At 26.6% G+C, this 20,116-nt stretch carries 18 protein-coding genes; 13 read left to right on the top strand and 5 right to left on the bottom strand.

The window, feature by feature from the left end:
• The first annotated feature begins 128 nt into the window (after positions 1-128).
• The 11 genes from ACN6I1_RS08235 to ACN6I1_RS08185 all read left to right on the top strand — a co-directional run bounded on the left by ACN6I1_RS08235 (position 129) and on the right by ACN6I1_RS08185 (position 12,824).
• Positions 129-1,697, top strand: a complete 1,569-nt coding sequence (locus ACN6I1_RS08235; protein WP_419741575.1) for an ABC-F family ATP-binding cassette domain-containing protein — start codon at positions 129-131, stop codon at positions 1,695-1,697.
• Positions 1,698-2,002: 305 nt separating this feature from the next.
• The gene (locus ACN6I1_RS08230; protein WP_021431019.1) at positions 2,003-3,124 is read left to right on the top strand and encodes an ROK family transcriptional regulator; all 1,122 of its coding nucleotides are present in this window, start codon (positions 2,003-2,005) and stop codon (positions 3,122-3,124) included.
• Between the two features lie 165 nt (positions 3,125-3,289).
• Positions 3,290-4,333, top strand: a complete 1,044-nt coding sequence (locus ACN6I1_RS08225) for an NAD(P)-dependent alcohol dehydrogenase (protein WP_419741574.1) — start codon at positions 3,290-3,292, stop codon at positions 4,331-4,333.
• A 42-nt stretch (positions 4,334-4,375) separates the two neighbouring features.
• A complete protein-coding gene (locus ACN6I1_RS08220; protein ID WP_419741573.1) occupies positions 4,376-5,758 on the top strand; it encodes an MFS transporter in 1,383 nt (460 codons plus the stop codon).
• 34 nt (positions 5,759-5,792) lie between these two features.
• Positions 5,793-6,722, top strand: a complete 930-nt coding sequence (locus tag ACN6I1_RS08215; RefSeq protein ID WP_419741572.1) for a carbohydrate kinase family protein — start codon at positions 5,793-5,795, stop codon at positions 6,720-6,722.
• 190 nt (positions 6,723-6,912) lie between these two features.
• On the top strand, positions 6,913-7,689 hold the full coding sequence (locus ACN6I1_RS08210) for an ABC transporter ATP-binding protein (RefSeq protein ID WP_419741571.1): 777 nt from the start codon (positions 6,913-6,915) through the stop codon (positions 7,687-7,689).
• 3 nt (positions 7,690-7,692) lie between these two features.
• A complete protein-coding gene (locus ACN6I1_RS08205) occupies positions 7,693-9,297 on the top strand; it encodes a hypothetical protein (RefSeq protein WP_419741570.1) in 1,605 nt (534 codons plus the stop codon).
• Between the two features lie 36 nt (positions 9,298-9,333).
• Positions 9,334-10,047 (top strand): LytR/AlgR family response regulator transcription factor, encoded by a 714-nt coding sequence (locus tag ACN6I1_RS08200; protein ID WP_419743301.1) that lies wholly within the window; start codon positions 9,334-9,336, stop codon positions 10,045-10,047.
• Entirely contained in the window at positions 10,041-11,459 is a 1,419-nt protein-coding gene (locus ACN6I1_RS08195) for a GHKL domain-containing protein (RefSeq protein WP_419741569.1), read from the top strand. Before ACN6I1_RS08200 ends, ACN6I1_RS08195 begins: the two co-directional genes overlap by 7 nt.
• Before the next feature lie 232 nt (positions 11,460-11,691).
• A complete protein-coding gene (locus ACN6I1_RS08190) occupies positions 11,692-12,360 on the top strand; it encodes a hypothetical protein (protein WP_419741568.1) in 669 nt (222 codons plus the stop codon).
• An 83-nt stretch (positions 12,361-12,443) separates the two neighbouring features.
• On the top strand, positions 12,444-12,824 hold the full coding sequence (locus ACN6I1_RS08185) for a DUF3139 domain-containing protein (protein ID WP_419741567.1): 381 nt from the start codon (positions 12,444-12,446) through the stop codon (positions 12,822-12,824).
• Positions 12,825-12,877: 53 nt separating this feature from the next.
• Here the strand turns inward: ACN6I1_RS08185 and ACN6I1_RS08180 are convergent, their stop codons facing one another.
• Entirely contained in the window at positions 12,878-13,570 is a 693-nt protein-coding gene (locus ACN6I1_RS08180; RefSeq protein WP_419741566.1) for a glycosyltransferase, read from the bottom strand.
• A gap of 200 nt (positions 13,571-13,770) precedes the next feature.
• On the opposite strand from ACN6I1_RS08180, the gene ACN6I1_RS08175 reads away from it, so the two are divergent.
• Complete coding sequence (locus ACN6I1_RS08175; protein ID WP_419741565.1) at positions 13,771-14,970, top strand: MFS transporter; 1,200 nt, start codon at positions 13,771-13,773, stop codon at positions 14,968-14,970.
• A gap of 77 nt (positions 14,971-15,047) precedes the next feature.
• On the opposite strand, the gene ACN6I1_RS08170 is transcribed toward ACN6I1_RS08175, so the two are convergent.
• The 3 genes from ACN6I1_RS08170 to ACN6I1_RS08160 are packed head-to-tail and all read right to left on the bottom strand — an operon-like array spanning position 15,048 to position 18,083.
• Positions 15,048-15,905, bottom strand: coding sequence for a dTDP-4-dehydrorhamnose reductase family protein (locus tag ACN6I1_RS08170; protein ID WP_419741564.1), 858 nt, complete (start codon positions 15,903-15,905; stop codon positions 15,048-15,050).
• Positions 15,906-15,916: 11 nt separating this feature from the next.
• Positions 15,917-17,038: a non-hydrolyzing UDP-N-acetylglucosamine 2-epimerase gene (gene wecB, locus ACN6I1_RS08165; protein WP_419741563.1), complete on the bottom strand. Its 1,122-nt coding sequence runs from the start codon at positions 17,036-17,038 to the stop codon at positions 15,917-15,919.
• 22 nt (positions 17,039-17,060) lie between these two features.
• Positions 17,061-18,083 carry a polysaccharide biosynthesis protein gene (locus tag ACN6I1_RS08160; protein ID WP_419741562.1) on the bottom strand — a complete coding sequence of 341 codons (1,023 nt, stop codon included), beginning with the start codon at positions 18,081-18,083 and terminating at the stop codon, positions 17,061-17,063.
• A 163-nt stretch (positions 18,084-18,246) separates the two neighbouring features.
• On the opposite strand from ACN6I1_RS08160, the gene ACN6I1_RS08155 reads away from it, so the two are divergent.
• Positions 18,247-18,993 (top strand): glycosyltransferase family A protein, encoded by a 747-nt coding sequence (locus ACN6I1_RS08155; protein ID WP_419741561.1) that lies wholly within the window; start codon positions 18,247-18,249, stop codon positions 18,991-18,993.
• A 48-nt stretch (positions 18,994-19,041) separates the two neighbouring features.
• Here ACN6I1_RS08155 and ACN6I1_RS08150 read toward each other — a convergent pair whose 3' ends face one another.
• A complete protein-coding gene (locus tag ACN6I1_RS08150) occupies positions 19,042-20,112 on the bottom strand; it encodes a polysaccharide pyruvyl transferase family protein (protein WP_419741560.1) in 1,071 nt (356 codons plus the stop codon).
• Positions 20,113-20,116: the final 4 nt, after the last annotated feature.

Here is a 20,116-nt window from a genome sequence, read left to right as displayed (position 1 = left end):
TGAGACACTTTCTATTTGTATAACTTAAAAAGTCTATATTATTACAGAAGTATTTATAAACTTGGTTACTATATTTTAAAATGTTATGATTTTAATATGAAAATTAATGCAAGAAACGAGGAATGAAAATGAGCATTTTAACAGTTGAAAATATTAGCCATGGGTTTGGAGATAGAGATATATTTAAAGGTATAGATTTTAGATTATTAAAAGGAGAACATGTAGGACTTGTGGGAGCAAATGGTGAAGGTAAGTCAACTTTTATGAATATAATCACCAATAAAATAATACCTGATAGTGGAAATATACATTGGAGTAGCAAAATAAATGTTGGATATTTAGACCAACACACTCATCTTAAAGAAGGAAAATCTATAAGAGATACTTTAAAGGAAGCATTTCATAATCTATTTGATATGGAATGTAAACTTAATAATATATATAATCAAATGGCTTCAATGGATATGGGAGAAATTACGAAAGCTATTGAAAAAACTAATGATCTACAAGAAATTTTAATTAAGAATGAATTTTATAGTATAGATTCAAAAGTAGAATCAGTAGCACTTGGTTTAGGCCTTAGAGATATTGGCTTAGACAAAGATGTTTCAAAATTAAGTGGAGGTCAAAGAACGAAAGTATTATTAGCAAAATTACTTTTAGAGAAGCCAGATATATTACTATTAGATGAACCTACAAACTATTTAGATGAAAAGCATATAGAATGGTTAAAAAAATATCTACAATCTTATGAAAATGCATTTATATTAATATCTCATGATTTAGATTTTTTAAATAGTGTTGTAAATATAATATGTCATCTTGAAAATAAATCACTAACAAGATATGTAGGTAATTATAAAAGTTTTATGAAGGTATATGAAGCCAATAAACTTCAATTAAGGGGCGCTTACAATAGACAGCAAGAGGAAATTTCTAAGCTTGAAAAATATATTGCAAAAAATAAATCAAGGGCATCAACAAGTGGCATGGCAAAGTCTAGACAAAAAAAACTAGATAAAATTGATAGAATAGAAATAGCAAAACATAAGCCAAAGCCAAAATTTAAATTTATGGAATCTAAGGAATCAGGAAAGCTTATATTTGAGACAAAAGATTTAATTATAGGGTACGATAAGCCGTTAAGTAGGCCTATAAATATAAAAATGGAAAGAGGCCAAAAGATAGCTATAATTGGTTCAAATGGAATAGGAAAGACAACATTATTAAAAAGTCTAATTGGAATTAAGATACCTATAAGTGGAAATATAAAAATTGGAGAACATCAAGAAATAGGATATTTTGAACAAGAAATAAAAATAGAAAATGACAATACTGCTTTGGAAGAAATATGGAATGAATTTTATAAGTGCAATAGATATGAAATTAGAAGTATGCTAGCCAGATGTGGGCTAACTAACGAGCATATAGATAGTAAAATAAGTATACTAAGCGGAGGAGAGCAATCAAAGATTAGACTATGTAAACTTATGAATAGGTCAAGTAACATATTAATTTTAGATGAACCAACAAATCATTTAGATATAGATGCAAAAAATGAACTTAAAAGAGCATTAAAAGAGTATAAAGGAAGTTTGATTTTAGTATGTCATGAGCGTGATTTTTATAAAGATATTGTAAGCGATGTATTAAACTGTGAAAACTTAAAAATATACTCCACAATTGAGACCCCATAAAGATGTATTGGCTAAATAGTCAATACATTTTTATTTACATGTGGATTATATCATAGCAACAAATCTATATATTTTATACTGATTTATTTTTATAATAGGCTCTGTTTTAAATAAGTGTTGATATTAGAATCATCTGCCTTAATGATGGAATACACCTTATCTCTGTTCAAATGCTCAAAAGCATATTTTTACAATTATATTCTTCTTAAAGAAGGACGACAATTTATTTTGCTTTATTGATTATATATACACTTTAATCTATAATTAGTTTTATAAAAGTTTTTATAAAACAAAGGGAGAATTTTATGATTAAGAAAAGTAATATTGAAGACTATAAAATGTCAAATAAAGCTAAAATAGCTAAATTTATATATAAACAAAATGAAACCTCAAAACAAGAAATTTGCAAATTGCTAGGCCTTAGTATGCCTACTGTTTTACAAAATATAAAAGAATTAATTGAGACTGGAATTGTTGTTGAGGTTGGGAAATATCAATCTACTGGAGGTAGAAAGGCAAAAGCACTTTCTATTTCTGAAAATATTAAATACTCAATAGGAGTAGACATAACGAATAATCATATAAGCTTTGTATTATTAAATCTAAAAGGGAATATGATAAAAAAAGAAAGAATTAGATGTAGGTATGAAGACTCACTAGATTACTATGAAACATTGGGTAGATTAGTAGATAATTTTATTAAAGAATCTAATGTAGATATAGATAAAATATTAGGTGTAGGTATATCTATACCAGGAATTGTAGATGAGGATAACTTAATACTAACTCGTTCTCATACGCTAAAGTTAAGTAATATAAGTTTAAAAAACTTTATACAGTTTATAAAATATGATACATGTTTTAAAAATGATGCAAATAGCGCTGCATATGCTGAAATTACCTTAAATAATAAGCAGTGTATATATTTATCTCTTAGCAATACTGTAGGAGGGGCTATCTATATGAATAATAGTATTTATATGGGTGATAACTTAAAAAGTGCAGAGTTTGGACATATAATAATTAGACCAGATGGTAAGTCATGTTATTGTGGTAAGAATGGATGTGTAGATGCTTATTGTTCTGCAAATGTATTATCTCAGAATTCAGATTATGATTTAGATTTATTTTTTAAAGAATTAGAAAACGGAAATGAAAAATATTTAAGTATATGGAATGAGTATTTAGATAATCTTGCTATAGTAGTTACTAACTTAAGGATGGTATTTGATTGCCATATAATTTTAGGTGGATATGTAGGTGGTTATCTAGAAAATTATATTTTAGATATTAATAAAAGTATATCTAAATACAATAGTTTTGAGATTGATACTTCTTATGTAAGTGCTGCTAAATATAAAAAAGAAGCCTCAGCAGTAGGTGCTGGTATAAAGTTTATAGATAATTTCTTTGATTCGCTAATATAAAATTAAAATTACTATATGATAAGTTAAATTATTCTTATCATATAGTAATTTTTTGTTTTGGAAAAAATTTTAGCAAAATATTGATTTTTAGTAATAGATATGACATAATGTAATTACTTTTATAAAATGTTTTATAAAAGTAATTACATATTAAGGGGAGTACAGATGAAAAATAAAATGAAAGTTGCAGTAATGAATGGAATAGGTAAAATGGGATTTATAGAAAAAGAAGTACCACAACCAAAAGCTAATGAGGTTCTTGTTAAATTAGAATATGTAGGTATTTGCGGATCAGATCTTCATTATTACGAGACAGGTCGTATAGGAGACTATATTGTAGAACCACCATTTGTACTAGGTCATGAGCCAGGAGGCGTTGTAGTTAAAGTAGGTGAAGATGTAAAATACCTAAGTGTTGGAGATAAAGTAGCGCTTGAGCCAGGAAAAACATGTGGGCACTGTGAATTTTGTAAAACAGGAAGATATAATCTCTGTCCAGATGTAATATTCTTTGCTACACCACCAGTAGATGGGGTTTTCCAAGAGTATGTATGTCATGAAGCTGATTTATGTTTTAAGCTTCCGGAAAACGTTAGCACAATTGAAGGATCATTAATTGAACCTTTAGCTGTAGGTTTTCATGCAGCGATTCAAGGACAAGCTCAAGCTGGTCAAACAGCAGTTGTAATGGGGTCTGGATGTATAGGACTTGTAACGATGATGGCATTAAAAGCTATGGGAGTTTCTAATGTATATGTAGTCGATATTATGGAAAAAAGATTAGAAAAAGCCTTAGAATTAGGTGCAACAGGTGTTATTAATTCTAAAGAAACAGATCCTGTAGAAATGATAATGAAATTAACAGATGGCAAAGGTTGTGATTTAGCTATAGAAACTGCAGGTGCTGAAATAACTACTATTCAATGTATAAATATGGCTAAAAAAGGTACTAATGTAGTGTTAGTTGGATATAGTAAAACAGGGGAAATGACATTACCTATGAGTTTAGTATTAGATAAAGAACTTACATTTAAAACCGTATTTAGATATCGCCATATTTACCCAATGGCAATAGAAGCTGTTGCAAACGGAAAGGTTAATTTAAAGGGAATAGTAACAGATGAATTTATTTTAGATGAAGTTCAAAAAGCTATGGATTACAGCGTAAATAATAAAAGTGACATAGTAAAGGCTGTTATTAAAATATAAGAGATTCATAGTAAATTACTTAATTAAATAAGGGGAGATAACATGATTGAAAACACAATATCAGATGTAAATAAGAATAAAAGTACAAGTGACAAAGTACCTTTAATAAGTAAAATTGCTTATGGTATGGGAGATGTAGGTTGTAATTTTAGTTGGATGTTTGTAGGAAATTTTTTAATGATTTTTTATACTGATGTGTTTGGGATAAGTATGGCAGCTGTATCTATGCTTATGCTATTTTCAAGATTTTGGGATGCTATAAATGATCCTATTATTGGAAGTTTGAGTGATAGAACAAATACAAGATGGGGTAGATATCGTCCATGGTTATTAATTGCAGCACCTTTAACATCAATTGTATTAGTATTAACATTTTGGGGACATCCTGATTGGAGCGATACCTCAAAGATAGTTTATATGGTAATAACTTATTGCATTCTTGTATTGGGATACACTTGTGTTAATATTCCTTATGGTACATTATGTGGAGCTATGACTCAAGATATAGAAGAAAGAGCTAAGATAAATACATCACGTTCAGTTAGTGCCATGATAGCTATAAGCATTATAAATATTATTACAGTACCATTGATAGATAATTTAGGTAATGGAAATGCTCAAAAAGGTTATTTATTAGTTGCTATAGTATATGGAATTATATTTGCCTTATGTCATATATTCTGCTTTGCAAAAACTAAAGAAGTGGTAGCGGTTCCTCAAAAACAAAAACTATCTCTAAAAGTTGAGCTTAAGGCAATTCTACAAAATAAACCTTACATATTAGCATTTATTGGTCAATTATTATTTGGATTAACGCTATATGGAAGAAATGCAAATGCATTGTATTATTTTACTTATGTAGAAGGTAACGTTAAATTATTTAGCACATATTCATTAGTTATTATGATTCCATCTATAATAGGGGCAGCATGTTTTCCTTTATTATTTAAATGGACAAAAAATAAGGGGAGAGCGGCATCAATTTTTGCAATTTGCACAGGTATATCTATGATAATTCTTTATAAATTTAGCATAGGCACATCACCAATAATATTTTACATATTATCGGGGTTAGCTCAATTTTTCTTTTCAGGATTCAATACTGCTATATATGCGATTATTCCAGATTGTGTTGAGTATGGTGAGTGGAAAACAGGTATAAGAAACGATGGTTTTCAATATGCATTTATTTCACTAGGAAATAAAATAGGTATGGCTTTAGGTACATCTGTATTAGCTTTATCACTAGGTGCATTTGGATATGTTGCAAATCAACCTCAAAATAAAGTAGTACTAGCAATTATGAAACATTCATTTACAACTATACCAGGTGTAATGTGGATTATCACAGGTATTGTATTGTTAGCATATAAGTTAAATAAATCTACGTATAACGATATAGTTGAAGAGCTTAAAACTAGATGAAAAGTTAGGAATTAAATGTTGAAGGAGATAGAAAATGAAAAAAGTAATTTGTATAGGAGAAGCACTTATAGATTTTATATCTATAGACACAGGTAAAAATTTAATTGATACTTCAGGTTTTATAAAAAAAGCAGGGGGAGCTCCTGCTAATGTTGCAGCAGCAATATCAAAATTAGGTGCTCAAGCTTATTTTTGTGGAACTGTTGGCGATGATGCTTTTGGTAGATTTTTAGAAGATACTTTTAATAAAAATAACATAAATACGAATTTAATGTTTAAATTAAAAGATAGGAATACTACTTTTGCATTTGTATCATTAAAGGAAGATGGAGATCGTGACTTTGAATTTGCAAGAGGTGCAGATGAATTTTTATCTTTTGAAATGATAAAAAGTGATTTGGCCAAATTTGATTTATTCCATTTTGGAAGTGCAACAGCGTTTTTAGAGGGAGAACTAAAAAATACTTATTATAAATTAAAAGAGTATGCTTTAAATAATAATAAATTAATATCTTTTGATGCAAACTATAGAGATAGCTTATTTAAAAATGACAAAGAGATGTTTATAAATTGTTGCAAAGATTTTATCAAAGGTAGTGATATAGTTAAATTAAGTGAAGAAGAAGCTTATTTAATTAGTAATAAAGACAATATTGAAGGAGCTGCTGATTATCTCATAAATTTGGGATGTAAGAATCTTGTTATTACCTTAGGTAAAGAGGGGTCTATGCTGGTAACTAAAGAAAAGAAAGTATCGATAAAAACAAAACAACTAGAAATGAAAGATGCTACAGGCGCAGGAGATGCATTTATTGGAGCTGTTTTGGCTCAAATACTAAATGAACCAAGTAAAAATATTGAAGAAATTGTGAAATATGCTAACTTAGTTGGCGGTATCACTACAACTAAGTTAGGGGCTTTGGAGTCTATACCTACCTGGGATGAAGTAAAGAGATATTTGTAGTAATATATATTATAAATTTGATTAAGAGGTATTAGAAATATAGTCTAATATCTCTTTTTAATGTGATCAATTTCAATTACTAATTGAAAAGACCATCTAAAAAGAAACAATTTTGAAATTTGAATGAAAATAATCTATATGGTATAATTTGGAAAAATATGTAAAATAGAAAGTAATAAGGGGAGCAGTTATGGATAAGGCAATATTTATAAAAAATTTGAAAATAAACTTCGAAGGGAAAGAAGTTCTAAAAGGTATAGATTTAGAAATAGATAAGGGGAGTATCGTAGGATATATAGGTCCAAATGGAGCTGGTAAAAGTACAACTGTCAAAATAATTTTAGGACTAGTTGAGGGTTATACAGGTGTAGTTGAGGTTTTTGGAGAAGACATATCAATTGGAGATGAAAAGTATAAAAAAAGTATAGGCTATGTACCAGAGATGGCAGAAGTGTATGAATGTTTAACTGCGAGAGAGTACTTAACATTTACAGGACAGCTTTATGGGTTAGAATACGATACTGCAGATAAAAAAGCTTATGAACTGATGGATGTCTTAGGAATACAAGATGCATATAACTCACGAATTGGATCTTTTTCAAAAGGGATGAAGCAAAAGGTAGTTATAATCTCAAGTTTAATACACAATCCAGATATACTATTTTTAGATGAACCGCTAAGTGGTTTAGATGCAAATAGTGTAATGATAATAAAAGAAATTATGATAAGCTTAAAAAAAGAAGGTAAGACAATTTTTTACTCATCACATATTATGGAAGTTGTAGAAAAAATAAGTGACAGAATAGTGCTATTAAATAATGGAGAAATAGTTGCAGATGGTAACTTTAATGACTTAAAAGAACGTGTACATGAAGAATCTCTAGAACAAATATTTAATCAACTTACAGGCTTTAGTCAACATAAAGAACTTGCCGAAAAATTTATATCTATATTAAAAGAGGTGTAGGGTATGCAAAATTTTATTTCTCTAAAGATACTTGATAAATTTAGATTTTTATATGAAAAATTAGGAGTTAATTATGATGATATGAGACTAATACTAAGTACAAAGTTAACTATAGATTCCAGGAAAACATCTAATTTGTTAAATAATAATCAATATCAAGAATCTTCAAATCAATATAAAATAATGCAAATAGTATATGCAATTATTGGATTATGTATGATGATTATTATAATAAATAGTCAAAATATATTCACAGCTATGGCTTTATACTTTTCTATGTTTATGTTTTTTATGATTACAACATTTATATCAGATTTTTCATCTGTAATACTAGATATAAAAGATAAAGGGATATTAGCTACAAAAGGTATAAGTCTAAAAACATTAAATGCATCTAAAATAACTCATATTTTAATATATATGATAAGTATAAGTATGTCATTAAGTGGATTTGCAATAATTGCATCAATAAAGTATGGGGTAATTTTTTCTTTGGTATTTTTAATAGAAATATTACTTATAGATATTTTTATGGTAATTATATCTGGATTAGTTTATTTGCTTATATTAAAACTATTCAAGGGAGAAAGGCTTAAAGATGTAATTAGCATTATACAGATTGTAGTTACAATGGTGTTTAGCATTGCATATATATTTGTAATTAATATATCGCAAAGCATGAATATATTCAATAATGTTGACTTAGGGATAGCAAGTTATATTTTACCACCTTTTTGGTTTGCAGCTCCATTTGAAATAATAACAACAGGAACTATAAATAGAACATTGGGTATACTTTCTTTTTTAGCTTTGGTTATACCTATAATATCAATTTTAATATATATAAGATTTACCCCATTATTTGAAAACAAACTTCAAAAGCTTAGTGATGAAAGCTATAGTAAAAATATAAAAAAGTATAATGTTACAATGACACTAAGCAAGATTATATGTAAAGATAAAGAAGAGAGAATATTTTTCAACTTTATTTCTAATATAATGAAAAAGGATAGAGATTTTAAAAATAAAGTCTATCCAACTATTGGACTTTACTATGTATATCCTATATATATGATCTTTGATAAAAATGAAAAATACATAAGTTCATACATGTATATGTTTTTATATTTTTCTTTAATGATAATTCCTAAAATAATGATAGTTCTAAAATATTCTAAAAACTATAAAGCATCATACATATATAAAACAGTAAATATAAAAAATAAAATGAATGTACATAAGGCATCTGTTAAAGCCTGTTTGATTAATTTAATACTTCCGCTTTATTTAATTCAATCGATAGTCTTTGTATATTTTTATAAATTTAGTATAATACCACATATAATAATTACATTTTTAGTTGGAGTATTTATCATGATAATCACATTTAAAACACTCGATAAAGATATGCCTTTTTCTCGACCAATTAATGTTCTTAAAAAAAATGAAGGAATAGTAGAGAATTACTTAATGATGTTTTTAATACTTATTATGGCAGGTATTCATTTACTTATTTCGTTTATAGGGGGATTAGCAGTAAGTATGTACCTAATCGTTATTTTAATAGTAGACTTAATTTTATTTAAAAAGACTTTTAATATGAGGTAAAATACTTAATAGATAAATTTATAGGGGGAGGGGATTATAATTAAAATAACAATTTGTGAAGATGAAATAGAGGTGAGACTTTTAATAGAAAACTACATTAAAAATATATTAGATGAAGAATATATAGAATATGAAGTAAGTAAATATTGCTCAGGAGAAGAACTATTAGAAGCTAATTTAAAAGATGTAGATATCTTGCTTTTAGATATAAAAATGGATAATATTAATGGGATGGATGTTGCAAGAAAAATTAGACAATCAGGAAGTAAAATGGAGATAATATTTATAACATCTTTAATAGATTATGTACAAGAGGGATATGAGGTAAAAGCTTACAGATACTTGTTGAAACCTATAAACTTAGAAGAGTTAAAAAAACACTTGTTAACCTGTATTAAAGACATTAAATTAAATAAAAAAAATTATATATTAATAAAGAACAAGGCTAACACATATAAGATTAATTCAAATGAAATAACTTATATAGAAGTCCAAAAAAAGGACATGCTAATACATACTATAAACAAAGATTTCGAAGTAAGATACAGTTTAGAAAAAATAGAAAAAGATTTAAATTTAGATCAATTTGTAAGATGTCATAAGAGCTTTATAGTTAATCTAAATTATGTAGAAAATATAAAGTCAAATATTGCAATATTGGAAAGTGGAGAAGAAATACCTGTTAGTAGATATAGATATAAAGATGTTAAAACTAAATTCCTAAAATTTCTTGGTGATTCCATATGTTGAAATTTACACCTTTCATAATATTAGGGTTATCAATACTTTTACGATTTACTATATTTAAAGTGTTAATAACTTGTAAAAAAGAAGGAAATAAAAATCATAAAATTGTATTTTACATTTTAGTAGCATTAATTTATTTCTTATCTCTAATAAATGGATTTAAAAATTACACTATTAGTATAAATTATTTAACTGACTTTATAGTATTTATTGCTTTTGCTATATATTTTAATTATTTTTACAATATAAGATACGTTAAATATGTAGTTTTATTTTATTTATTTAATGTATATTACGATTTATACGAAGAAGTTATATATAGAATATTATTCATTGGATTTACTGGAAGTTCTATATCATCTGAACAAGCACTTTTAGTATCTTATGGTGATGGGATCAAAGTTCAAATATGTTCGTATATACTGGTAATATTTACCTTCGCTATACTTGTATTTATCAACAATAAGTTAAAGTTGTTTAATAGTGAAAAAAGAAATTATATATATTTACTTATTGCATTAATGGCTAATATTATTAATATAGTTGGAAGATATACAATGGGAGTTTATCCGATAGGAAATTATTATAATCTAAATAAGATGTTGTTTGAATGGAGGATGTCATTACCGGTACTCCAAGATGAATGGCATTATTTTGATCAAATGGTTACTCCAAAATTAGTAATAGCTAGTAGCATAATTATAATAATAATATTTAGAAGAACTATAAAAGAAAATAAATTAAAATCTCAGAATGAGCTAATGCAAAATAAGTTAGATATGCAATATAAATATTATTTGAGCATTCAAGAATCGCATATGAATGTTAAAAAACTTTATCATGATATAAATAATCATATTTGTTGTATAGATAATCTTAAAAATAATAGCTCGGAAGTTGATGAGTATATTAATAATTTAAAAGATGAAATCAAAGAGTTTAAATGTATTTATAATACAGGTAACATGATACTTGATATTATAATAAATGAAAAAAGTAAATCATGTAAAAAGAAAGGAATTAACTTTACTTGTGATATAAACTTTTCCAAAGTTGACTTTATAAAACCGATAGATGTATCTAGCATATTTGATAACATTTTAGATAATGCAATAGAAGCATGTGATAAAATAATTGATGAAAAGATTGATAAGTATATTAGAATTAAAGGAACTATAATAAAATCATTTTTTATAATTAAATGTGAAAATAGTAAAGTTAATAGTGTTAAAATTTATAAAGATATATTATTAACTGATAAAATAGATAAATTTATGCATGGAATTGGAATTCAAAGCGTTAAATCATCTTTAGAAAAATACAATGGAGAAATATTATTTGAAGATGAAAAAAATAAATTTATGATAAATATATACATACCACTTAATCAAAATACTGACAGTTGGGTCGATTAACCTACTAGTTGGGCCATATATATTGATGATTAAAAAAGAGGATGTTATCTTTTAACAGAAGGTAACGTCCTTTTTTATGTTCAAGAAGTTTATGATTAATTAATATTTGGGGATAACTTATGAAGTATAGTTATATCAAAAATTTGGGAAAAGTAAAAAATAACATTTCGAGCAATGGAATACGAATTAATAATTATTTGAGAAGCGCAAATATAATGGAGGAAGGACTCATATGAAAATAAAAAAATCTATATTATCGATGATATTAGTTGCAAGTTTAAGCACATGTTTGATGGTAGGATGCATGCACTCTAATGATTCATCAAAAAACTCAATTAAAGTTGAAAATCAAAAAAATAAAGAAAATGAAACTATTAAACTTTTTGAAACTTATTCAAAAAAAACTAACACCAGAGATGGATTATATGAAGTTAAACAAGGTTTATCTAAAAAGATCTCAAAATCTATAACAGATAGTGGACTTAGTGTTGCTGATTCTAATCCAGATGGTAGTTTCGTATTATCGCTAGGAGGATTTGAAAGTCCTCCTACAAAATCTATTCAAAGTCTATATTACTCTATGAATGAAGACTATAAAAAAGGAAAGTCTACAATAGATATTTTTTGGGTTAAAGAATATCCTGAAAATAAGAAATTAGACGAAAATGATAAATATATTAAAGCTACATACAAGGTATTTAAGTCGTTAACTAATACTAAATTAACAGAGAAAGAATTCTTTGATAAAGTTGAAAAAACATTTAATGAAGAAGATCGTCTTGTAGAACTTCCTTATAAGGATGTTATACCGGTTCAAGTTGTTAAAGTTAATAAATCTGGAAAATACATTAAAACTTTACGATTGAGATGTAACTATGACTTTGATATCTCAAAGTCGTAGTATATTAGAAAACTTATAACATATTTAAAGTTAATTATATTGAATTTAAATAAGGGAACTTTTATTAAAATAAGGAGGTCTATATGAAAAAATATATGGCTATTTTTTTATTATCAATTATAGGATTAACAGGGTTTTACATATATAATAATAACTTTAAGCCTTGGAGTGAAGCAGAAAAATATATTAATAAATATATGGAAGCGCAGGGGGTTTCAAAAGATGATATAAATAAAATTACGAAAGAAAAAGCAAAAATAGCAAGTTATGATGGAATTCTTTACAATGTATTTTATAAAAATGATCCTAATTATAAATATCAATATTTTTATAGTGATGATTACTATGCTTTATACATAAACAAAGTACTATTTCAGATACATGACTTAAGTGACGGTCATGAATTAGTAAAGCATGATGAACTTAAAAACGTAAAATATCCACCAATTTATTTAGATAAATAATAAAGTAATTAAAAAAGCTCTATTAAATTTAATAGAGCTTTTTTAATAAGTTTTTATGAATTTTTGTATTTCTCTGCTAAATATTTCATAGTTTCAGCAATTTTAGAAGGAGTGTAGTTTTCTTCATAAATTTTTGAGTTATTATTGAAATGTGTATCATTTTTAAAATCAGGATTATAACTATGATGTAGATGGTATATAGTATGGAATTTTAAAGTGGTTACATTAGGAGTAGCAGCTAATAAAACTGCTCTAAAAGCTGTGTCAGTATGGCCCCAACCTTCAAATCTATCATCAAAGCAACCTGTTTTATTTAATAACTCTTTTCTTATCATACAAATAGAGTTTAAAGGATAATGGAAATATTGACCTGCGAAATTTTCTAAGCGTTGATTGAGAATTAAGATATTATTATCCATTATATGTTTAGAAAACTCAGGAGTAAGTCTTATCAATAAATCATGTGTAAAAACTACATCATAAATTTCTATCATCTCAAGACATTTAGTAACAGTATCGGGATTTATTATTACATCGCTGTCCATGAAAAGTAGATACTTTCTAGTAGATTTTTTTATTGCCTCATTTAACGATTTAGCTTGATTAAACACACCTTCATTACAACCAATACATATTTCAGCATCAGGCATTAAAGACTTATATCTATTAATAACAAATTCAAAAATGTTAGACCTTTCATCTGTACTTTCTTTATATGGAATTATAATTGAAATATCATTAAACATTTTACACCATACCTTTGTTAATAAAGTTTTTAAAAAATAAATAATTAATATTATTGTATGAAGTTATATACTGTAAAGTTACTGAAGAAATATGTATAGTTATTGAATCAATTCTCTAAAGAAAGCACTATGTGAATAGATTTTATATGTAGGAATATAATAAAGTATAATGAAAATTAAATTCTAGGAGAATGATTTAAATGCTAAAGAGTAGCGTTCTATTTACAAAAAAAGAACTGAGGACATTTTGTACTTATAGGTTAGTTTTTGGGATAGGTTATAGTGTTATGATTCCTATAATACCATTGTATCTAAACTCAATAGGAGTAACCACTGTAATGATAGGAACAATACTTTCTTTATATGGAGTTAGCAAAGCGATAGTTCAAATACCTTTTGGAGTTATATCTGATTTTATAGGGGATAAATTAGTTTTAATGATAGCTATTTTACTAATGGTATTTATACCTTTTTCATATACGTTAAATAAATCTCAATTGATATCTGGATGGATATATATAATTCAGGGGGCTATATTAGGTATGGCTGCACCAGCTACATTTTCAATATTATCAAGGTCTCTAGATTTCAAAAAAAGAGGAGAAAGTACAGGGCTAGCTTCAGCTGTATTTACCTTTGGGGGAGGAATTGGAGCAGCTATAGGAGGATTTATAGTTTCAAAGACAGGAGACTATAATTTATCATTTTATACATCATCCATAATAATATTAATATCCTTAATATATGTAAAACTAAGAATAAAAAGAAATAGTAACTGTTATAAAACAAAAAAAAGTAGAGGATGCAAATCAAATAATGTATTTTTAGAAATAAGGAAATTTAAACTTGGATATAAGATATTAGTTCTGGGTACTATTGCATTTTTAGGAGATTTTATATATGGTTGTGTTGTTGCACTTTTTCACTTTTATGGAAGAGATGTACTAGGAGCAACAACATCATACACATCAGCAATAATATCTATATATCTAATGGTATTTGGAGTAGGTGCGCCTATTGCGGGTTGGGTAAGTGATAAAATAGGAAATAAAAGGCAATTGTTCTTATCATTTGCTGTTATGAATATAAGCTTATTAGGATTAGCACTAACAAGAAGTATACCTATTTTTACTGCAATTATTATAGTGTATTTTTTAGGTGCAACTTTTTTGAATGCATCATTACAAAGCTCATTATCCGAATTTGGAGATAAGCCTAGAATTAAAGGGATTGTATTTGGATTTGTAGGAGCAGCAGAGTCATGTGGATATGCGTTTGGACCTATAGTATCAGCTTATGTGTATGAAATAAACAAATCTTTTTTATTCTTTGGACTACTTTTTGTTTCAATTATAGTTTCTATAGTTTATCTAGGACTACATAAAAAAGCGTGTATATAATTACAAAGTTTTTAATGTTATTACAATTTATACCCAATGAGTTTAATATAATATAAAACTCATTGGGTATAAAAAAATTAAAAATATAACTTGTATAAACTTTTATTTTCTTCCATCCAAGTATGCATATCTTTTAACATAACTTCATATGGATTTACTTTGTAGTTAAAATCTTTTTTTATTGAAATTAAGCTTTTATCACAATGAATTTCTTCGAATTTTTCTATTTCAATATTATCTTTATTAAATTCACTTTTAATTAAATTTAATAAATTGTATTTAGAAATTTTACTTTCATTAGCTATATTATAAATACCTTGTATATTTAAATCCAATGCTTTATCTATAACCTTTGCAAGTTCTAATGTTGTAATTCCATTCCAATACACATTAGTAAAACCTTTTATAATTCCTTCTTGATGCATAAACCAGTTAAATAAACCACTTCCATTTTTTAATTCAGGACCTATAATAGAAGTTCTAATTGTAAGTGAATTCTTACCATATATTTCTCCAAAGTTTTTACTTAATCCATAAATACCGTCTTCATCTTTAAAAGATTCCTCTGAATAATTTCCCTTAGAGCCATTAAATACACAATCTGTACTCAAATGTAATATTTTTATATTTTTGATTTCTCCTATTCTATCTAGTAGTTTTGGGAAAAATGTATTTACATATATAGTATTTTTAATATCTAGTTCAGCGGATTTATTTAATACGCCTATGCAGTTAATAATTACGTCTGGATTTATATAATCAATTATACTGTTTATTTTATCAATGTCGTTTATATCACATAGTATGCTATTTTCATTTAGCTTGGAATTATGACAAACATTATATACAGTGTATTTTTCTTTAATTTTAGATATATACATTGCAACCATATGTCCCGCCATCCCCATGGCACCAAATATTAATACTTTTTGCATATAAACCCTCCTTAGTGTTTATTCCAAACATTTCTATTTATATAATCGATGTAACTTACGATACATCGTACAATTTTTTTTGAAACATTTTCAGTATCATAATCTTTTACTATATTCATACAGTTATCACTAGACTGACCAACTACAATATCTATTGAGTTTTGTATTGTGTCGTAGTCCAAGCCACTCATTATTAATGTACCTTCATCCATACCTTCAGGTCTTTCGTGAGAGTTTCTTATAGTTATTGCTGGAAATCCTAGTATAGAGGATTCTTCAGTTATGGTACCACTATCAGATAAAGTACAATATGCATTCAATTGTAAATTTATATAGTCAAAAAAACCTAATGGTTTTAACAAAATTATTCTTTGATCGAGCTCTAGATTTTCTATAAGGTCTATTTTTTTTTGAGTTCTAGGATGTGTAGAAAAGATTATTTTTTTATCATAATGGTTTGCTATTTTATTTAATGAAGTAAGAAGCTGTGTAAAATTATTATCTATATCTAAGTTTTCTTCTCTATGGGCACTAACTATGAAGTAATCTTTTGGGTTTAAGGATAGGTATTCTAATATGGAAGAATGATTAATTTTATCCATATTATACTTAAATACTTCTTTCATGCTAGAACCAGATTTTATTATAGTTTCTGGTCGTATTCCTTCAGCCTCTAGGTACTTTCTGGCATGTTCTGTTAGTGTAAAATTAATGTCGCTTAAATGGTCTACGATTTTTCTGTTTATTTCTTCAGGAACTCTTAAGTCAAAACATCTATTTCCGGCCTCCATATGAAAGATTGGTATCTTTTTCTTTTTAGCAGCAATTACAGATAGGCATGTATTCGTATCTCCATATATTAAAATTGCATCGGGTTTTTCTATATCTAATAATTCATTAACTTTTACTAAAATATCAGCAATTGTTTCTATAGCATTACCTTTTGCTGAATTTAAGAAATAATTTGGTTTTCTTATTTCCAAATCTTTAAAAAATACTTCATTAAGTTCATAGTCATAATTTTGGCCAGAATGAACTAGTATATGGTTAGTATATTTATCTAGTTCATTTATAACTCTACTTAATTTTATTATTTCGGGTCTAGTTCCAATTATAGTCATTACTTTTATCATAATTTAACCTCACTCAATTGCTTTATTTAGGAAATGAATTTAGTTTGTTTTTTATAAAATCAAGACTTAATAATAAATCTTTTGTTTCTTCCAAACTCAATCTATAAGTGTTATGAGAATTATAATCCTCTAAATAAGAGACATGATCTTTTCCAGATATAAAATACTTATCATAATTTAAATCTCGATTATCAGCCAATATTCTATAGTAAGAACCACAATCCTCAGATTTTGAAAGTTCTTCTCTTGTAGCTAGAGTTTCATATAGCTTCTCACCGTGTCTTGTTCCTATAGTTTTAATTTTTATATCGGATGCATCAAATATTTCAATTAAAGCTTTTGATAGACACTCTATAGTCGAAGCTGGTGATTTTTGTATGAATAAATCTCCTTGGTTACCATGCTCAAATGCGTATAAAACAAGTTCAACTGCATCATCTAAACTCATCATAAATCTTGTCATATTTGGATCTGTTATAGTTAAATCTTTTTTATTTTCTATTTGCTCTATGAAAAGAGGTATTACGGAACCTCTAGAGGCCATGACATTTCCATATCTAGTAATACAGATTAATGTATCATGAGGGTCTAATAATCTAGATTTAGAGATAGCTATTTTTTCCATCATTGCTTTTGATATACCCATTGCATTTATAGGATAAGCGGCCTTATCAGTACTAAGACAAACAACTTTTTTAACTCCATTACTTATACATGCATTTAAAACATTTTCTGTTCCTAATATATTTGTTTTAACTGCTTGAAGAGGGTAGAATTCGCAAGATGGAACTTGCTTAAGAGCAGCTGCATGAAATACATAATCAACTCCTTTTAGTGCATAATTAATACTATCGTAATCTCTTACATCACCAATATAAAATTTAATTTTTTCATTGTTATATAATCTTCTCATATCATCTTGCTTTTTTTCATCTCTACTAAAAACTCTTATTTCTTTTATATTTGAATTAATAATTTTTTTTATTAAAGCATTTCCAAATGAACCAGTACCACCAGTTACTAAAATTGTCTTATTATTAAACATATTTTCACCCTTATTTCATGAATTTTAATGTCGTTATGTTTAATATTATGATGAAAAAGTTTGAGGTGTGCATAATAGCATAATTTTTTTAATTTCATATTATATAAATATAAAAAGCTAGTTAGCTTTTTACATTTATATAATATGAAAGAGGTAACTTGATATGGAAAAGAAAATTATTATGGTTATAGATATACCATTTAATGTACCCGAAAATCCATTTTGGCCAGGATTTAAAGATGTATATAATGATTCTAAAAAATTATCTCAAACTAAAGCATGGATTGAATATAGAATTGAAATTTTTAATAAATATACTTTAAGAAGTTTAAAAAATCAAACTAATCAAAACTTTAAATGTATAATGAGGTACACAAAAGAAACTGAAGAACTAGTATTTAATGCATTATCAAAATACGATAAATTACCAGATAACGTAATTTTTACGCCTGATGGAGATGAAACTATATATAGCTTAATACAAGGATATGATTATATTTATCATATAAGAATTGATAGTGATAATATGTTTAGTAAAGACTATATTGATATATTGTATAAAACTCCATATTATGAAGAATTAGAATGCATATTATGCAAAAATGGATATATGTATGAACTAGAAGGGGATAGGTTAGCATCGATGGAGCATGGTTCGCCATCGTTTTATGCTTTAGTATATAATGTAGATGACTTTTATTTTGGATTTAGGCATAATACAGAACCTGACCATTGGGGAGCTGCAAAATTAACTCATGAAGTAATAGATACACATTGTTATCTAGTGATTGTACATGAAAAAAATGTAAGCAATAGTTTTAATATGGTTCTTAATTATCCTCATATAAAAACTGTAGAAATTTTTGAATATGAAAAAGAAGAAATTTTAAAAAATTTCGATTTAAAATAAAATTAAAAAATAGCAAAGTTTAAAATTTTTAAACTTTGCTATTTTAATTTAGAATAAATTTTCTCTAAAAGGTATTTCTATTTTTTCTTTATAAGAATCAATATTACGTTTAATAGTATTTTTTATATCATCGTAGTTATTATTTATATAATTTATACAATCTAGAATATCGTCATACAATTTTTTTGAATCTGTAGGTACAATAAGTTTATCGCAATCAATAGATTTTACAAAGTCAAAGCACTTAAATCTATATCCTAAGCAAATAAAAGGTGTATTTGCAACAGCAGATGTTATATTTCCATGAAGTTTAAAGTTTATAGAAAATTCACATTTTTTTAACAAACTCATTAATTGACCGCCACTATATATATTTGTATCAACAATTAAATTGTCACTAGGTTTAATTTTTTTATAAAAATCTAAAAATGGTTTTAAGTCTTGTTCCCACATCATATACAGATAAACTTTATATCCATTGTCTATTAAATAATTGCATACTTTTGAAAGTTCATCAGATACGCTATCTTCATCATTACCATAAATCTTATTCAAACTAGAACCCCAGTTTACAGCAACAATTTTATCTGATGGGTCTAATGTGGTTATAGGCATATAATCTACAAGAGGTTGTTCCTGCAAAGCAAATCCGGGATCGCCAGAAATTATTAACTTACTAGTATCAACAAATGATTTTTTTATCAAATTATAGGTTAAAGGACCTCTAACACCTACAAATTCACAGTTAGGTATTATTTCTTGTAAAATAATTTCACTATCATCAGGGAATAAATATGCAGGGGTATTTTCCTCCATTAAAGATACTATATAATCTTTTTCAGCCCAATCATATCCGCTTCCCCAAATGAATACTTTAGAACCAGACTGAAAGCTTCTGTAAAGTATTTCTATATAGCCTGGAAGTAAAAGTGATCCACCTCCTAATACAACAACATCATAGGTAGGCAAATTATTTAAATCACTATCTTCAAAATTGTTTACTATTTTATATTTTTCAGAGACACCATGTTTTTCACATAGATCTAAGAATATATCCCACATAAGTTCATCGCCTATGTTGTTTTGTCCAAGCCACCCAATATATAATAATTTTTTCATTTAA

The sequence above is a fragment of the Paraclostridium dentum genome (genome assembly GCF_048568265.1).
Taxonomy (GTDB): domain Bacteria; phylum Bacillota; class Clostridia; order Peptostreptococcales; family Peptostreptococcaceae; genus Paraclostridium; species Paraclostridium dentum.
This window is presented reverse-complemented; position numbering and strand designations above follow the sequence as displayed.

Excerpts from the sequence above, each read along its gene's own strand:
- ACN6I1_RS08215 (WP_419741572.1), top strand. The coding sequence starts at position 5,793 with ATGAAAAAAGTAATTTGTATAGGAGAAGCACTTATAGATTTTATATCT.
- ACN6I1_RS08210 (WP_419741571.1), top strand. The coding sequence starts at position 6,913 with ATGGATAAGGCAATATTTATAAAAAATTTGAAAATAAACTTCGAAGGG.
- ACN6I1_RS08150 (WP_419741560.1), bottom strand. The coding sequence starts at position 20,112 with ATGAAAAAATTATTATATATTGGGTGGCTTGGACAAAACAACATAGGC.
- ACN6I1_RS08155 (WP_419741561.1), top strand. The coding sequence starts at position 18,247 with ATGGAAAAGAAAATTATTATGGTTATAGATATACCATTTAATGTACCC.
- ACN6I1_RS08175 (WP_419741565.1), top strand. The coding sequence starts at position 13,771 with ATGCTAAAGAGTAGCGTTCTATTTACAAAAAAAGAACTGAGGACATTT.
- ACN6I1_RS08170 (WP_419741564.1), bottom strand. The coding sequence starts at position 15,905 with ATGCAAAAAGTATTAATATTTGGTGCCATGGGGATGGCGGGACATATG.
- ACN6I1_RS08205 (WP_419741570.1), top strand. The coding sequence starts at position 7,693 with ATGCAAAATTTTATTTCTCTAAAGATACTTGATAAATTTAGATTTTTA.
- ACN6I1_RS08190 (WP_419741568.1), top strand. The coding sequence starts at position 11,692 with ATGAAAATAAAAAAATCTATATTATCGATGATATTAGTTGCAAGTTTA.
- ACN6I1_RS08235 (WP_419741575.1), top strand. The coding sequence starts at position 129 with ATGAGCATTTTAACAGTTGAAAATATTAGCCATGGGTTTGGAGATAGA.
- wecB (WP_419741563.1), bottom strand. The coding sequence starts at position 17,038 with ATGATAAAAGTAATGACTATAATTGGAACTAGACCCGAAATAATAAAA.
- ACN6I1_RS08185 (WP_419741567.1), top strand. The coding sequence starts at position 12,444 with ATGAAAAAATATATGGCTATTTTTTTATTATCAATTATAGGATTAACA.
- ACN6I1_RS08225 (WP_419741574.1), top strand. The coding sequence starts at position 3,290 with ATGAAAAATAAAATGAAAGTTGCAGTAATGAATGGAATAGGTAAAATG.
- ACN6I1_RS08160 (WP_419741562.1), bottom strand. The coding sequence starts at position 18,083 with ATGTTTAATAATAAGACAATTTTAGTAACTGGTGGTACTGGTTCATTT.
- ACN6I1_RS08220 (WP_419741573.1), top strand. The coding sequence starts at position 4,376 with ATGATTGAAAACACAATATCAGATGTAAATAAGAATAAAAGTACAAGT.
- ACN6I1_RS08230 (WP_021431019.1), top strand. The coding sequence starts at position 2,003 with ATGATTAAGAAAAGTAATATTGAAGACTATAAAATGTCAAATAAAGCT.
- ACN6I1_RS08195 (WP_419741569.1), top strand. The coding sequence starts at position 10,041 with ATGTTGAAATTTACACCTTTCATAATATTAGGGTTATCAATACTTTTA.
- ACN6I1_RS08180 (WP_419741566.1), bottom strand. The coding sequence starts at position 13,570 with ATGTTTAATGATATTTCAATTATAATTCCATATAAAGAAAGTACAGAT.